This window comes from Skermanella aerolata KACC 11604, from assembly GCF_000936425.1.
Lineage (GTDB): Bacteria > Pseudomonadota > Alphaproteobacteria > Azospirillales > Azospirillaceae > Skermanella > Skermanella aerolata.
Window position 1 is genome coordinate 1 of the sequence record NZ_AVFK01000174.1, and the last position, 1,037, is coordinate 1,037.

Genomic DNA, 1,037 nt, shown 5'->3' on the forward strand with positions numbered 1-1,037 from the left:
AGCGCCACCATGCCGGTCACGTCCGTGGTCCGGAAGTAGAACTGCGGACGGTAGTTGGTGAAGAACGGCGTGTGACGGCCACCCTCTTCCTTGGTCAGGATGTAGGCCTCGGCCTTGAAGGTGGTGTGCGGCGTGATCGAGCCGGGCTTGGCCAGAACCTGGCCGCGCTCGACGTCCTCGCGCTTGGTGCCGCGCAGCAGCGCTCCGATGTTGTCGCCGGCCTGCCCCTGGTCGAGCAGCTTGCGGAACATCTCGACGCCCGTCACGGTGGTCTTGACGGTGTTCTTCAGGCCGACGATCTCGATTTCCTCGCCGACCTTGACGATGCCGCGCTCGACGCGGCCGGTCACCACGGTACCACGGCCCGAGATCGAGAACACGTCCTCGATCGGCATCAGGAACGGACGGTCGACCGGACGCTCCGGCTGCGGGATGTACTCGTCGACGGCGGCCATCAGCTTCAGGATGGCGTCGTGGCCGATCTCCGGGCTCTTGTCTTCCAGCGCCATCAGCGCCGAGCCGGAGATGATCGGAATGTCGTCGCCGGGGAAGTTGTAGCTGCTGAGCAGCTCGCGCACTTCCAGCTCGACCAGTTCCAGCAGCTCCGGATCGTCGACCATGTCGACCTTGTTCAGGAACACGACGATTGCCGGGACGCCGACCTGACGGGCCAGCAGGATGTGCTCGCGGGTCTGGGGCATCGGGCCGTCGGCGGCGGACACGACCAGGATCGCGCCGTCCATCTGCGCGGCGCCCGTGATCATGTTCTTCACGTAGTCGGCGTGGCCGGGGCAATCGACGTGCGCGTAGTGGCGGTTCGCGGTCTCGTACTCGACGTGCGCCGTCGAGATCGTGATGCCGCGGGCCTTCTCTTCCGGCGCCTTGTCGATCTGGTCGTACGCGGTGAACGTCGCACCGCCGGATTCGGCCAGGATCTTGGTGATCGCCGCCGTCAGCGACGTCTTGCCATGGTCAACGTGACCGATCGTGCCGATGTTGCAGTGCGGCTTGTTCCGCTCAAATTTAGCCTTCGCCAT

At 65.3% G+C, this 1,037-nt stretch carries 1 protein-coding gene; it reads right to left on the reverse strand.

Annotated features, from left to right (window positions below):
• A partial coding sequence (gene tuf / locus N826_RS39045) for an elongation factor Tu (RefSeq protein WP_044438023.1) occupies nucleotides 1-1,037 on the reverse strand: 1,037 nt, incomplete at its 3' end.